Here is a 14,245-nt window from a genome sequence, read left to right as displayed (position 1 = left end):
GATTCTATAACGCAATAACAGCCCTTCCATGCCTTTATAAAAGGTGGAAGTGCTGTTATTGCGTTATGATTTAACTCCGCCACTTCTTCGCAAGTTCGCCAATCTGATGTGGCGTAGTTCGGCAGCAGCCACCAATAATTTTTGCGCCCGCAGCAACCCACTGTTCCGAAGCATCACTCATACTGCCACATGTACCCTGTCCACTCCACGTCTTCGTTGCTGCATCGTATACTTCTCCCGAGTTCGGATACACAATAACAGGTTTATCGCTGGTACGGCTCAAAATACCCACTGCTTCCGTCACCACTTCCATCGGAGCACAGTTCAGGCCAATCGCCGCAACCTGCGGCTCGGAGCCAAACGTCTGTGCACATACCTCAAGCAGTGTGCCTTCGCTGATGCTTATCCCGTCTTTTAAAGAAAAAGATAACCAGGCATACGCATGAGGAAACTCCTTCAGTAATTCAACCAGCACCTGAGCTTCCTGCAAGGAAGGAATCGTCTCAAACGCCAGAATATCAGCACCCGCTTCAATCAGCGCCGCCATACGCGGACGGTGAAATGCGGCAAGCGTCTCATCCGACACGCCGTAATGACCCACATACTCTGAACCGTCCGCCAGATAAGCGCCGTACGGACCTACGGACCCGGCAATAATTGGACGTAGACGAAGACAATTTCCTTCGCGATCCCCTGTACGATCTGTTATATACTCCTCATTCTCCACCGTCTCAGCACGTACCGAAGAAGCTTCTACAAGCTGACTTGTCGAGCTTTCTCTCCCTACTAGTCTACTCTGCACTTCTGCCCACACGTCATCTCTCGCCTGTGCAGCCAGTTCCACCGTCTTGCGGATCAGCTCCAGTGCTGCCTGTTCATCGATCCCTCTCTTGCGGAAACCATCCACCGTCGCCTGATAACTGGATGTAATCGCACAGTCGGCTCCTGCTCGAAAATAATCTGCATGGACCTGAACGATAACATCCGGATTCTCAAGTAACACACGAGCAGACCATAGTGGATCATCGAGATCACATCCATGCTGTTCGAGTTCCGTTGCCAGCGCTCCATCCAGAATCATGACCGGATGTTCACGCAGGATCCGTTCTAAGGGGTTAGTCTGTTGTGCTTGCGTCATGTACTTGTCCTCTTTTCTTATTCACACGTTCTGTCAGATAATAAGCAGCGTAACACACTGCAATAAACGGAACCCCACAATATAGCGCAATTCGCTGTGTCGGGTCAAAGGCAATACCTATGCATGAAGCCAGGCATAATATAAATGAAACAATTGGTACCACCGGATATAGTGGTGTGCGGTAGACCAGATCTTTGACCGCATGTCCTTCCCGGATATATTGTCTGCGGAACATGTATTGGGAGACACTGATACTCATCCATACCGCAACGACAGCCAGACCTGAAATGGAAACCAGTGTAATATACACGGTACCTGGCGCAATGATGCTGGACAGCAAGGCCAACGCACCACCCACCATACTAATCAGAAGTGCATTCAGCGGTACCCCGCTTTTGGTCAATTTGGCAAACCACGGAGAGATCGTTTTTTTGTCAGCCAGAGACCAGAGCATCCGTGAAGATGCATATAGGCCCGAATTGGCAGCAGAGAGAATCGCCGTCAGAATAACAAAGTTCATAATGTCTGCTGCATAGGGTACACCCACCCGCTCCATTACCGCTACAAACGGACTTTCCAGTACACTGGCATCCGACATGGGCAACAAGGCCGACAAGATAATAATCGTTCCGATGAAGAAAATAACCAAACGCCACAGCGTTGTATGAATAGCTTTCGGTATCGTCTTTTCCGGGTTCTCCGTCTCACCCGCGGCAATGCCGATTAACTCGGTGCCTGAGAAGGCAAAGTTTACAGCAAGCATGGTCATCAATATGGCTGTAGCCCCATGAGGGAACCACCCGGATGCGGTAATATTCGATAGAAATGGAGCCGGTTCAGAATCCGCCATGGGAATGAACCCAAACATGGCTGCGCCACCGATAATAATGAAGATTACGATAGTCACTACTTTTACAGATGAGAACCAGAACTCGGATTCCGCAAATAATTTCACCGTTAATGCATTAAACAGAAAGATCATCAGTGCAAAGAGCGCACTCCATATCCATACGTTCACCGATGGGAACCAGCGCTGCATCAGCAATCCAGCGGCTGTGAATTCGGAGCCAAGCGCAACAGTCCAGGTTAACCAGTATAACCAAGCCACCGTGTAGCCTGTTGCCGGTCCGATATATTTGGCTGCATAACTATGAAATGCTCCCGTCTCTGGCATATGAACAGACAGTTCACCAAGACAGAGCATCACCAGATATACAACGATGGCTCCGATTAGATAGGACAGAATGGTTCCCAGTGGTCCCGCCTGCTGAATGGTGTAACCTGAGCTGAGGAATAATCCCGTTCCAATGACTCCTCCGAGAGAGAGCATGACCACATGCCGTGCTTGCATTTTCCGCTGAAAATGCCCTTTGTCGTTGTTGTTTTCCATACCAGCTGCTCCCCTACTTCTTCATCCAGAAAAAACAAAAAAGACCCACTCTGCCTAAAGAGTGCGCCGTTACTGACAAATAAAAACAAACGCTCCTATCTATCAGGCTTTCACCCGCTGGAATTAGCACAGTATCCTTCAGATCTGTTGCTGAGGTTTCTAAGGGCCAGTCCCTCCACCTCTCTGGATAAGAAAATGATTTTTTACTAATATAGCGATCTATCATGAATGTGTCAACATTTAAATAATAAATGGCACACCTCGCTATTCCGTGGAAGACCCCGGATTGGTGATGGTGGTCTTTACCTCATACGTGATCGGCACGGTGCTAAAAATTTTATCCCAATCGTCTTTGACTTTTTTCCATGTTTTAGGTTCTTTGATACGCAAGCTATCCCGAAAATCCGCAACATCTACTTTATAGGTATGCTGCAGTTTGTATAACACCTGTCGAATCTGTTGTTCAGCCAGTTCAGCAAATTCTTTTTCCAATTCTCTGAGATAAGCACCTTTTTCCTCTTCCTCTGGAGCACGCCAATCCTCCATCAACCAGCCTTCGGATTCAGTCTTCACATGGAATGAAATATCATCGCCAACCACTTTTGGAATTATTTTTGTTTTTTTCTTCTTCATTTCATATACAACAGTGAATCCCGCTTTATTGTATGTCTTCAAGATGCCTCCTTTTTCTTTAGGTCTGATCCACGACAGCCCTTCTAGATCCGTTTGGCTGAGTTCCCCGATGAATTTGGTCGTTTTCCCATCAAAGATACTGGCACCGGAGAACTTGTCCTCTCCATTGAAGTTCAGTACATTCTGGAGCAAAAAGCTGGAACCGGATTGCATTTGTGCATCTAGTTTGGAGAGTAGAACGGGGTCCAGGATTTTATTGGACAAGTACGAATTACCTGTAATACCTGTAAGATAAAATGCTGGAATCCGGGAAGGATCATCTGAAGTCAGTACATCAGCAGCGCGATGATGGCTAATCAGCACCAGACAGTTAGGACGAATATCGTTATCCCGAAGTACAAAATCCAGCAGCTGGTCCAGACCATACTTTTTGGCGATATCCTTGGACACAACGATAACCTTCAGATGATGCCCGATGAGCGGATGATCTCGCCTTAGTGCAAACTGACGAAAGATTTGCAGCAAGGAATCTCCGGTAAGCTGTTCATTGGAGTAGGACGTTTTACCAGAAGCAGGTGACCCGGATTGTTGGCTCTTCTGACTGCTGGAGTTACCGGGAGCAATCTGTACCGTGGCTGTCACATTGTTCTGCTTGGAATACGCTCCTCCCTGATTAGCGATGTTTTTCTCAAATTCCGTCTCTTTGCCAATATCGATCCCAAGACCAACGTATACACTTAGATCCTCTATCTCCCGACTGCTCCAACATCCGGATATCGTTAAGAGTATGCATAATACAGTGGCTAAGCGTAACAACATACGGAATGTAATCATGCATGCTTGCCTCCTTTTTTACGAATCAGACTTAACAACAGTAGTACCAGAGGTAAAATGGCAAATAACCATACGGACACGTTACCCAGCATATCTCCTAGTTCGAAGGTATCATCCACGGTCTTGGGCATCATTGCTATCAGATAGATGAACGGAAGCAGACCGTACATAATACCTTTGATTTTTTTGGAACGGAACAAATCACGAATACCCACCGACGCGCAGTAATGTGTGATCGCTGTAGTCGAGAAAATTTGCATAATCCAGATGACCAGCAATAAGGATTCGAATCTTTCGAATATTAAACCTTGTATCTCAAAGCTTCTTACCAAATCCAGCGTTGGCCAGGTTCGCGTTTTGATCCCATCAAGGGATAAACTGCCTATGACCATGACAACCGTGATCAAGTAGATAATGGTGGATATGAATATCCCCCAGCTCATTGCTTTATTGCTTTTCTTCGGATTTTTCATATAGGCAGTCATGACTAACATCACCTCATAGCCCGTATAAGACAATAGTGATGGTTTTAGCCCTTTGAAAACGGGCATAACCCCATCACCGAGAACGGGTCTCAGATTGCCTATCTCGAATAACTGATTACTGAGCAAAATTTCAATTACAAATATAATGATCGTAATCGGCAGAATAATCTCGAACACGCGTACAATGACACCAAGCCCACCCGAGATCATATATATACCGATCCACATGAAGACCATAACAATTGCCCAGGTAGGGGTGCGTTCGAGTAGATACATTCCTGTCACATCAGCCATGACTCTTACTTCAAAAGCTGCAATGACCGTGAAATACATAATCATAGCAAATCCCAGTATGTAAGCAATCCAGTTCCCCGTAATTTCACGGGTGAACTGGAACACGGTTTCCCCCGGAAATCTGCGACACAGGGTAACCATAATTATTCCAATACCTGTAATAATCAGTCCAGACAGTATAATGGAAATCCAGACATCTGGTGTTCCTACAGCCTTGCTAGTTGTTCGAGGCAACGTCAATATCCCGGCACCAAGCATGTAATTGACAATAATTACAACGGCCTGTGTCGTGGTTAGCTTTCCTTGGGAGCCATTCACTTTAGTTCACCTCCAGACCTTCTGTGAGTTAGCTTATTTTTTTCGGTCCTGATCTATCGGATTTGTCATTTTGGGACGCATTCTCATCATATTTAGCGGTGCACGGATAACGAAGTCCTTCCATTCATTGATGTGATAAGGAACCGCTGGTGCCACATAAGGTACGCCAAAGCTTGAGAGTCGTGCCAGATGCGTACACACAAGCAGAAAGAACATAACCACGCCAAACAATCCGAGTACGGCTGCGCTGAACATAGCGGCAAATCGGAGAATCCGTAGTGTTAATCCCGCACTATAGACTGGAATCGTAAAGGAAGAAATGGCCGTAACCGCTACGACAATGACCAGAAATTGGCTTATAATTCCCGCCTGCACTGCTGCTTGGCCAATAATCAGACCTCCTACGATACCCATCGCTGGCGCAATTGGTTTAGGCAGCCGTATCCCTGCCTCCCTCAGAATTTCAATCGAAAGTTCCATGATCAGTACTTCAATGATCGAAGGAAACGGCACGCCCGTCCGCGTTTCAATAATCGTCAGTACCAGCTTCGTTGGAATAAGACCCGGATGGAAGGAGATAAACGAGATATAGAGCGCAGGAGCAAGCAATGCCAGCATCGCGGCCATAAAACGCAGCACTCGCAAAAATGTTCCGGGAATCCAGCGTTCATAATAGTCCTCGGGTGACTGAAGCAACATGCTAAAGGTCACCGGTACAATTAATACAAATGGCGTTCCATCCAGCAAAATTGCCACTCGGCCTTCCAGAAGGGCACCCATTACCCGGTCAGGTCTTTCTGTATTCAGTACCTGCTGAAAAGGACTCAGCGTATTATCTTCGATGAGTTGTTCCACATAACCTGATTCCAGCATCGAATCCATATCCATCTCTTCAATTCGCTTGCATACTTCAGCCACGAGTTTGGGATCGGCAATATCCTGAATATAGGCTATCGCCAAATCTTTTTTGATCCGTGAACCCACTTCATACTTCTTAATAAACAGGCTCTGATCACTTCCATAACGACGCAAAATGCCTGTATTATCGCTTAATTGCTCTGTAAAACCAATACGAGGTCCACGGAGCAATCCCTCTGACAACGGTTCATTTACACCACGTGTTTTGATCTTATGAGCTCCAATTAATAGAGCTCCCGGCAATCCATCGACCAACAGTGCATTCTTGCCAAAAAGCACGCCAACTGAGACCTTTTGAAGGGACTGGGTCTCCTCAATCAAACTGACAGGTAGTAGCTGACCTTGCAGGTAGGCCGATAGTAAATGTGCATTATCCGGATGGAGGAAACCTTCCTGCTTAAGTAAAGGGACACCTTCTAACATCAACGGTGTTATCAAGTGATCATCAATTAAGTCCTGATCTACCAGACCTTCGGTATATACAACGGCTGCCCGTGTATTCGTTCCCCTAATCGTAAATTCCCGAATATGCACGTCAGCATTTTGACCAAAGCTTTCTCTTACACTGGTCAGATCCGTATTGTACTTGCCGGTTAATTTAATATTCGCATATTGGCCTGTTTCGGTCCCTTCACCCTGCCCTTTAGCTGCTGGCGAGATATCCTTCGAGGATACGGACGATTGCTTCGAACGAGAGAAGCTTCCGCGCTTAATGGCAGCATTGATCCAGCGCGCGCTCAAGGTAATACCAATTGGAATGATGAAGACCAAGAATGCCTGGATCCATATGGACCAATCCGGCACGTAGGATACAATTGTTGACCACATGTTCCCACCCCAACATTTCTCTGCATGACAAAGCTGCAGGTATTCCCAAGTATTGTGTCCCCGTTTGATCACAATAATTCCCGTTTTTTTGTGTACAGAACAGCAAAAAAAAAGCGGTTCCTTTATTAGGAACCACTATTTGCTCTATATTATACGATTCTGGTCACATGCTCCGCTTTGGCATCCAACAAGTGAGCTGATGCAGCAATTGCTGTAAAATCATTCAGTGCAATCTCAATCTGCTTCTGGCTCTGCTCCACATATTCTTCTACCTTTTTGGTACCGCCTGTGATATTACCAATCTCCTTCGTTATTCCGGTAACGCTATCACGAATCTCATTAATCGAACTCTCCACCATTGCGGATAGTTTCTTAACTTCCTTGGCCACGATATCGAATCCTCGTCCAAATTCTCCTGCATGTGCAGCCTCAATGGCAGCATTCAACGCGAGCAGTTGCGTCTGAGACGAAATCTCGCGTATCGTTCGTACCACGCCCTGAATTGATCCGGCTTGTTCCTGCAAATGAGTCAACGTTGCACGGTTAGAAGTCGACACCTCAGAGATATAGGAGATACTTGACATTAATTCCTGGCTCCGTTCAATGCCTACATCTGCCTGCCCATTCAGTTCATGGGACATCGTTTTCAGCTCATTCACTACGACCGAAATGTTGTTCTGACGGTTGGTAATGTTGGTGGCGATTTTGGAGACACCAAGTATCTTCTGATTCGTCTCATCGTACACCGGCATATATGTCGCCTCAAGCCATACGGAATTCCCCTTTGCATCCTTGCGTTCAACCTTGTCCTGGAAGCTGACACCATTAAATATGCTATTCCAAAAAGCATCATAGTCCGGGGTATTTGCAAATTGACCAAAGCATAGTTGCTGATGCTTCATGCCATACATCTCATCTACCGTATATCCCATCGTTTGGGCAAAGACTTCATTTACGTAGGTTACCCGGCGATCCAGATTGAATCGAATGATAGCAAGATTTTTCTCCATCGCCTTGATGACCATTGCATCGGTGACAACATCTTTCTTTTCCATATCTAATATAGACACTTGATAACCCCCACAGTTCATTCCATAATAGACAGCATTTAACTAGCAAAAACGATCATAACAACGTATGTATCCATCAGGTTCTAGATGGCTCTACTATTGATACCCGATTTGCAGCATTTTGGATCATCTGTTGTCATTTATTTTTTCAAGAAAATCTTTGTTTCAATGCTTCTTCAATATCCTGGATAAAAGGCATCCGTCAACATACCTTCGGTGCATGTTCATCATCCAGAAAAGAGAGGTTATAGCTTATCTTATCCGTAAAATATCTCTGTATCTACTTGTACGTATCGTAACATAGGGCAAAGAGGTATAAACTTCTGTATTTGTAACGTATTTGTAACATAATTTCTGTTTTTTTAGTGGCCGCTTAGCCCCTATATACAAGAAAAACAGAACGATTTGTCGTGCATCGTCCTGTTTCTTATCCAGTCTCATCGTTATTATTTTTTTCGTGGTGTCCAGCGCTTCGCTTCACTATGATTCGGATACTGGATGCCCGCAGGGTAGGAGATCAGCTCGATCAGCATCCCCCAAGGTGCTCTTCCATACACAAACTGACTGCCTTCCCCGCCTTCAATATGACCGGACAACGCCCCAGGCTCTGTTAGCAACACCCCGCCCGCTTCTTTGAAGTGTCGTGCAGCTTCTTGCATATCGTCCACATACAACGCCATATGCTGCAATCCGTAATCCGATGCCCTAACTGGCTCCGATTGTGCTGTATTCGTGTACTGAAATAGCTCTATACTGGCGCTCTCCCCAAGAGATAACATTCGAATATGAATAACCTTTGCTCCTGAACGCAGTCCTAATTTAAGCTCTGCCTCAGGTCCTTCCTGTGGGGGATCATCCGGCATTATATGGTCATAGGCAAGTTGAGCTCCAAACGCCTGTTGTAGAAATAGTGTCGCCTGCGCCATATCCGGTACAGTTATTCCAATATGGTCGATTCCTCTCGTAATCATAGTATCCCTTCTTTCCTTTATCCACTGAACTTGCTTGTACACAGCGACATCCATACCTATATGATTTACACGAAAAGAGATCTGCTGTAACCATCGATTGCTCGAACAACCTTGTATAGAACCGAAAAAAGAAGAGCGCATGATATCCATGGCTCTTCTTTCTTTGATGTTTTTAAGTTAGTTACAGGTTTACATACCGAGTGCTTAACTGGTGGCCTGAACTCATTTTAAAAATCATGCACAGTTACACATAACTGAATCGCAATGCCAAATGGGTCCCGTACAATGCCATAACCTGGGCTGAATTCATTTTGCTCGTAAGGTACCAGTACCTTCACGCCCTCATGTTGCATCAGAGAATGATACAGTTGATCGATTGTATCTTTATCCTTGGATTGAATACATAGTGACGTGCTGTTCCCCAGCTGCCATGCTCTCTCCGTGTCCATTGCTTCTTCCGCAATCATGACCTTGTTAACCCCAATCTCCAGCACCGAATGTGTAATATACTCATCTTGACCGGCAGGGTACTCAAAACCCGGGTTCATCTCCTTCATCTCTTTATAACTTTTCTTGAATATCACCTTGGCGCCCAGAAACTCCTCATAAAAAGCAATGGCTGCTGCCGCATCACCGTTCATCGACAAAAATGGTATCACTTCAAAATTCATTATATTGCCTCCTTGTTCCTATTGGATTACACTTATCACTATAACAACGAAAGGTGCCAATCCATGGCACCATTAAGAGGGTTTGATATGAAAAAATCAGAACGTATGAACCAGATGCTGCGCTTTATTAATCAAAAACAACAGTTCACTCTGCAAGATCTCATGCAGGAGTTCCAGATCTCCAAACGAACCGCTTTAAGAGATATCGCTTCATTGGAAGAGTTAGGTGCGCCCATCTATGTCGAATATGGACGCTATGGCGGATATCGACTGCTGCAACAGATGCAGCTGCCTCCCATTTCGTTTAATACGGGGGAGCTTCATGCCCTTTATTTTGCGATGCAGGCTCTCCGCAGCTTCTCCAACTTACCTTTTCAAGTCTCTTTCCGTACCATTCATGAGAAATTTATGAGCGCGTTATCCGACAAGCAACGACAGGATATTGAGAACATCCAACACCGGGTTTACTTCCAACATACCGAGCAGATCCGCGACAGTGCACATTTGGAGTTTCTGTTGATGGCTGCTGTGCAGAATATAGTGATCCAGATTACGTACGCTAATCAGCGTAGATCCTCTGATCAAAGGTCATCTTCTGCAAACACCAATATCCGCACCATTCAACCCATCGCGCTCTATGCCAGGAAAGGCTATTGGTATTGCCAGGCCTATGATATGCATAAACAAGCGTATCGTGTATTCCGCTGCGACCGTATCGTTTCAGCCGAAACAACGGAGATTGAGCCTTTAACTCATGTAAAGGAACTCTATTCACAGGATGCCCAATCTTTATGGAAACCATCGGAACAAGCAATTCCATTTAAATGCCTGATTGATGAAGCCGGGATGGAGCTATTCCAGCAAGAACATTTCCCATCTATGCAGATCATCGAGCAGATGGGACACATGTATCTTGTCGGTTCGTATGAACCTCACGAGCTTGATTTCATAGTGAGATATCTTGCGGGCTATGGTAAATCGATTAAGATTATGGAGCCCGTCATCTTACAGAAAGCATTAAGGCAGTACTATCTGGACTTGTTGGATCATGTATAAAGATCATATTTCTATATCCATTTTACTTCACATGCCTTTTAGCTCTGCTCCCGGCTAACTTTTAACATTTTTTTATTACCAATAGCCAATTGAACGATAATCTGCAACACGATGATGATAGCCAAGCCATAAAATGCTTGCACGAAGCTGCCTGTTAGATCGCGGAGCCAACCAATCGCCAGCGGCCCAAGTGCTCCAAGAATGTAGCCACCAGATTGAGTCATCGCGGACCAGCTACTCGCTTCCTGAGCATTTTTTGTCTCATCAATTGGCAACATGAGTGCAATCGGGAACAGTCCACCTGCACCAATACCGAGCGGGATCGCTGCGAACCACGGACTGACAGAGAGATTCAGCATCAGGACACCTGTTAATTCCAACATCGCACATCCAACAAGCCAGAAGACACGTCTTTGGTATCGGTGTACAAGCATGGGAATGAATAACGTTGAGGGCAGTGATATCAATGTAAATAACGTTTGGATGTTGCCAGCAGTCTCTTGGCTATATCCATGGCTTTGAATGGCTGGCGCAAGCCAGGCGGTTAATGAATAGAAGATCGCGGCCATCAGTCCGAAGAACAGTGTCAGCACCCATGCACGCCTGTTCTTCACCGGAAGTGGTGCATGAATGACAGCCGAGGTTTGTCCGGATTGTCGCTCTGTACGCGCAGACCAAGCTAATTTTAACCAGATCGGCAATGCAATGGCAGCGAGTAATGCCCATGTAGCCAAAGAACCTCTCCAAGATCCCCCCAACGTATGCTGAAGCGGAACCGATAATCCCACACTAATGCTGGCCCCCATCACCATTGCTGTAGAGTAGATGCCGACCATGGCTGCCACTCGGTTAGGGAAATACTGCTTAATGAAGCTGGACAACAGCGGCCCTGCCAATGCAATCCCTACACCTGACAGAAAAGAAGTGAACATCATCAACGGAGTTGCTCCTACGAACAATCGTAATCCCGTACCTATCCCAATAAAGATTAAAGCCAGCACAATGGCACCTTCGTTCCCCCACCTTCTACTTAGTCTTACAGAGAATGGAGCGAATATGCCCATACATAATACGGGTAGTGTAGTTAACAGACTGGCGGTCATGCCACTCAAACCCAGATCATTCTGTATGGTACTCATCAGAGGAGAAATGGAAGTAATCGGTGGTCTTAAGTTCAGTGAAGCCAGAATAAGCGCCAATACAATATAAAAAAATTTCATTATGGATCACCTCATGGTAGTAGTATCGTTGCCTTCACCAAAGACCCCATTTGTTAACGACAAGATCTTCGGGTGGTGCACGATTAAGTATAGAATCATCAGAATGATTGAACAATACTATTATTTCTATTAAAATGATTACTAAAACCAATGATTAGAGGTGAATTCATGGAGATTCGTCAAATGGAAAACTTTATTACAGTGTGTGAGGAGCTTCATTTTACACGGGCAGCTGAGAAACTTGGCATATCTCAACCTACGTTGAGTCAACAGATACGTGGGTTGGAGGATGAACTTGGTGTTCCTTTGTTTGACCGTGTCGGCAAAAAAATTGTGATGACCCAGGCAGGCACTCTGTTTCTGGAGCACTGTGTACAGATGATCCGGCATTTACAGAATACCCAAGATGCGTTGGCTGAATTTCGGAATGATCAGCGGGGACGATTGGTTATTGGTGTTCTTCCATCCGATTTGGATTACCGTATTACTCCGCTGCTCGTTGATTTTCATGCCCGATTTCCCAAGGTGCAATTGAAGGTTATCTCTTCGATCTATGTCGTAAATCAAGTGTTGGAAAATGAAGTCGACATCGGCATCGAGATCACGTCTGCCCCTGATAGGCGGCTTGTGCGCATTCCTTTGTGCAGTGAAGAATATGTACTCGTTGTTTCCGAGAATCATGATTGGGCTGAACGAAGCACCATTGAAATTCAAGAGCTACGTGATATCCAAACGGTGATGTTCCCCGAAGGATTTACAGGCAGAGAATTGGTCGATGGCTATTGCCGTAAATATGGATTTACCCTAAATACCATCATGGAGACCAGTTCGGCAACCTCCATCATTAGCCTGGTCAAAGCCAATGTCGGAGGAACACTGCTGCCTTTTCCTCTGATCAAAGCCATGAATGAGCCTACGCTACGTTGCATCCGAATTACAGACGATCCGCCATACCGGCACTTTGAGATCATCCATCGGTCCGACCGTTACCTAACGCAATCGGCCAAGGCATTTATTGAGAAAACAATCGAGTATTTCAATCAAAGGTGAGATTAAAAGGAGGATACTGAAATGAAAATAAGAGAAGTTGGTTTGTTGACACATCAGGTCGAGGCCATAAAAGAGTTTTACGGTACACTACTGGAAATGGATCTTGTGGAGGATAATGCAACATGCGTTTCATTCCGTGCGGGGAACTCGGTCCTCTCTTTCAAGAAGGCGCCAGAACAAGAAAAGCCCTACTATCATGTAGCATTTACGATTCCAACGAATAAACTTGCTGATGCGAAAAGGTGGGCTCAAGACCGTAACATTTCAGTGCTCTCCAAAGATGGACAAGATGAATTTTATTTCCCCTACTGGGATGCAACAGCCTTCTATTTTTATGATCCAAGCGGCAACTTGATGGAATTTATCGCTCACCATTCACTCGATAATGCAGTTGATGAAGCTTTTGAAGCGAAGCATCTGTTATGTATTAGTGAAATCGGTCTGCCTGTCGATGATGTCTCTGAGACGACAAACATATTGAATGGGCATTATCAACTTGAACCCTTTGCCGGAGACGGAAAACAATTCTCCCCTACGGGTGATGCAGAAGGCATGTTTATTGTCATTGATAAACAGATGCCCTGGTTCCCAGACGGGCGTATGCCTGGTGTATTTGCCACGGAGGTAAAAGTTGAAACTGGGCAGCCCGGTAATTTGCGTATACAGGACGATATGTACTCGATTGAATCGATATGATGTAAGAACGTACTGAATGAAAAACTCAAGAGGGATTTCCAGCTCAATACTTACCAAAACCATCCTCACACGTGATATCCGATTTAAGAATTTCGTACAGATTTTGTCTGGAATTCTCTAATTTATTTTGTGTTTCTTCAATTTCTGATATTTTCGCTTGGATAATGCTTGCTTGATCATTATTTGAAAACCCATGTTTAGAGATCATAGATTGGATCTCATTGATCGTAAAACCAACAGCTAAACATTGTTTGACCACTTCCAGATGCTGAATAATGCTCTGCGCATATATTCGATAGTTATTATGATCTCTCAGCATATGTTCATCCGGCCAATTCAACAAAATAAATGATTTTGATAACATCGTCTTGGAGCGCCATTCCGTTAAAGTCTACGACCCTGAAGTGAAAATCCAGTCGCGAGGAGATGACCGAAATACTGGCGAAAGCTTCACGTGCCCCTTCGGCCATTAACATGCAACCTTGGCGTTTCTTGTTATCGACAGTGCTGAAGGCAAAGGGAAACTTGCACCACTGGGCTCTTTTAACCAGACACAGGCACTAACGTCTTCCGCTGTCATTGCCGTATTTTACGATGCTAACAATGTTGAGTACATGGAGGAGATTTTCAGCAAATCAGTGGAAAACATTAATTATACGTTCATAAACAAAGG

Annotated in this window: 13 protein-coding genes, 1 pseudogene and 1 riboswitch; of the genes and pseudogenes, 4 read left to right on the top strand and 10 right to left on the bottom strand. The window is 45.2% G+C overall.

The window, feature by feature from the left end; all coding sequences use genetic code 11:
- Positions 1-70 precede the first annotated feature (70 nt).
- The 8 genes from mmuM to IFU39_RS25965 all read right to left on the bottom strand — a co-directional run bounded on the left by mmuM (position 71) and on the right by IFU39_RS25965 (position 9,550).
- On the bottom strand, positions 71-1,138 hold the full coding sequence (gene mmuM, locus IFU39_RS26000; RefSeq protein WP_192135710.1) for a homocysteine S-methyltransferase: 1,068 nt from the start codon (positions 1,136-1,138) through the stop codon (positions 71-73).
- Complete coding sequence (mmuP, locus tag IFU39_RS25995; protein ID WP_149846818.1) at positions 1,116-2,528, bottom strand: S-methylmethionine permease; 1,413 nt, start codon at positions 2,526-2,528, stop codon at positions 1,116-1,118. The genes mmuM and mmuP overlap by 23 nt, the downstream gene beginning before the upstream one ends.
- 92 nt (positions 2,529-2,620) lie before the next feature.
- Positions 2,621-2,722: riboswitch (SAM riboswitch) on the bottom strand.
- Positions 2,723-2,792: 70 nt separating this feature from the next.
- The gene (locus tag IFU39_RS25990; RefSeq protein ID WP_091019134.1) at positions 2,793-3,995 is read right to left on the bottom strand and encodes a Ger(x)C family spore germination protein; all 1,203 of its coding nucleotides are present in this window, start codon (positions 3,993-3,995) and stop codon (positions 2,793-2,795) included.
- Positions 3,992-5,092, bottom strand: a complete 1,101-nt coding sequence (locus tag IFU39_RS25985) for a GerAB/ArcD/ProY family transporter (protein ID WP_091019132.1) — start codon at positions 5,090-5,092, stop codon at positions 3,992-3,994. The genes IFU39_RS25990 and IFU39_RS25985 overlap by 4 nt, the downstream gene beginning before the upstream one ends.
- 33 nt (positions 5,093-5,125) lie before the next feature.
- A complete protein-coding gene (locus IFU39_RS25980; RefSeq protein WP_192135708.1) occupies positions 5,126-6,838 on the bottom strand; it encodes a spore germination protein in 1,713 nt (570 codons plus the stop codon).
- A 149-nt stretch (positions 6,839-6,987) separates the two neighbouring features.
- Entirely contained in the window at positions 6,988-7,893 is a 906-nt protein-coding gene (locus IFU39_RS25975) for a methyl-accepting chemotaxis protein (protein ID WP_181155606.1), read from the bottom strand.
- A 461-nt stretch (positions 7,894-8,354) separates the two neighbouring features.
- Positions 8,355-8,879, bottom strand: a complete 525-nt coding sequence (locus IFU39_RS25970) for a VOC family protein (protein WP_192135705.1) — start codon at positions 8,877-8,879, stop codon at positions 8,355-8,357.
- Between the two features lie 227 nt (positions 8,880-9,106).
- Positions 9,107-9,550, bottom strand: coding sequence for a VOC family protein (locus IFU39_RS25965; protein WP_076253518.1), 444 nt, complete (start codon positions 9,548-9,550; stop codon positions 9,107-9,109).
- An 87-nt stretch (positions 9,551-9,637) separates the two neighbouring features.
- On the opposite strand from IFU39_RS25965, the gene IFU39_RS25960 reads away from it, so the two are divergent.
- A complete protein-coding gene (locus IFU39_RS25960; RefSeq protein WP_192135703.1) occupies positions 9,638-10,606 on the top strand; it encodes a helix-turn-helix transcriptional regulator in 969 nt (322 codons plus the stop codon).
- Between the two features lie 38 nt (positions 10,607-10,644).
- Here IFU39_RS25960 and IFU39_RS25955 read toward each other — a convergent pair whose 3' ends face one another.
- A complete protein-coding gene (locus IFU39_RS25955; RefSeq protein ID WP_192135701.1) occupies positions 10,645-11,826 on the bottom strand; it encodes an MFS transporter in 1,182 nt (393 codons plus the stop codon).
- A 168-nt stretch (positions 11,827-11,994) separates the two neighbouring features.
- Between IFU39_RS25955 and IFU39_RS25950 the strand changes: the two genes are divergently transcribed.
- Together IFU39_RS25950 and IFU39_RS25945 are read left to right on the top strand one after the other, a co-directional pair.
- Positions 11,995-12,876: a LysR family transcriptional regulator gene (locus IFU39_RS25950; protein WP_149846820.1), complete on the top strand. Its 882-nt coding sequence runs from the start codon at positions 11,995-11,997 to the stop codon at positions 12,874-12,876.
- 21 nt (positions 12,877-12,897) lie between these two features.
- Positions 12,898-13,572, top strand: a complete 675-nt coding sequence (locus IFU39_RS25945) for a VOC family protein (RefSeq protein WP_192135699.1) — start codon at positions 12,898-12,900, stop codon at positions 13,570-13,572.
- 43 nt (positions 13,573-13,615) lie between these two features.
- On the opposite strand, the gene IFU39_RS25940 is transcribed toward IFU39_RS25945, so the two are convergent.
- Positions 13,616-13,891 (bottom strand): helix-turn-helix domain-containing protein, encoded by a 276-nt coding sequence (locus IFU39_RS25940; protein ID WP_244661132.1) that lies wholly within the window; start codon positions 13,889-13,891, stop codon positions 13,616-13,618.
- Here IFU39_RS25940 and IFU39_RS25935 point away from each other — a divergent pair.
- Positions 13,890-14,216, top strand: a pseudogene (locus tag IFU39_RS25935) (nitroreductase family protein); the annotation flags it as partial. The gene IFU39_RS25940 and the pseudogene IFU39_RS25935 sit on opposite strands and share 2 nt — an antisense overlap.
- Positions 14,217-14,245 lie beyond the last annotated feature (29 nt).

This window comes from Paenibacillus sp. CFBP 13594 (assembly GCF_014842675.1).
Lineage (GTDB): Bacteria > Bacillota > Bacilli > Paenibacillales > Paenibacillaceae > Paenibacillus > Paenibacillus amylolyticus_B.
The sequence above is the reverse complement of the archived record's forward strand: the minus strand, read 5'-3'. Positions and strand labels throughout refer to the sequence as shown.

Bases quoted from the DNA above. Each gene is read 5' to 3' on its own strand.
- mmuM (WP_192135710.1), bottom strand. From the start codon at position 1,138: ATGACGCAAGCACAACAGACTAACCCCTTAGAACGGATCCTGCGTGAA.
- mmuP (WP_149846818.1), bottom strand. From the start codon at position 2,528: ATGGAAAACAACAACGACAAAGGGCATTTTCAGCGGAAAATGCAAGCA.
- IFU39_RS25990 (WP_091019134.1), bottom strand. From the start codon at position 3,995: ATGATTACATTCCGTATGTTGTTACGCTTAGCCACTGTATTATGCATA.
- IFU39_RS25980 (WP_192135708.1), bottom strand. From the start codon at position 6,838: ATGTGGTCAACAATTGTATCCTACGTGCCGGATTGGTCCATATGGATC.
- IFU39_RS25975 (WP_181155606.1), bottom strand. From the start codon at position 7,893: ATGGAAAAGAAAGATGTTGTCACCGATGCAATGGTCATCAAGGCGATG.
- IFU39_RS25970 (WP_192135705.1), bottom strand. From the start codon at position 8,879: ATGATTACGAGAGGAATCGACCATATTGGAATAACTGTACCGGATATG.
- IFU39_RS25965 (WP_076253518.1), bottom strand. From the start codon at position 9,550: ATGAATTTTGAAGTGATACCATTTTTGTCGATGAACGGTGATGCGGCA.
- IFU39_RS25960 (WP_192135703.1), top strand. From the start codon at position 9,638: ATGAAAAAATCAGAACGTATGAACCAGATGCTGCGCTTTATTAATCAA.
- IFU39_RS25955 (WP_192135701.1), bottom strand. From the start codon at position 11,826: ATGAAATTTTTTTATATTGTATTGGCGCTTATTCTGGCTTCACTGAAC.
- IFU39_RS25950 (WP_149846820.1), top strand. From the start codon at position 11,995: ATGGAGATTCGTCAAATGGAAAACTTTATTACAGTGTGTGAGGAGCTT.
- IFU39_RS25945 (WP_192135699.1), top strand. From the start codon at position 12,898: ATGAAAATAAGAGAAGTTGGTTTGTTGACACATCAGGTCGAGGCCATA.
- IFU39_RS25940 (WP_244661132.1), bottom strand. From the start codon at position 13,891: ATGCTGAGAGATCATAATAACTATCGAATATATGCGCAGAGCATTATT.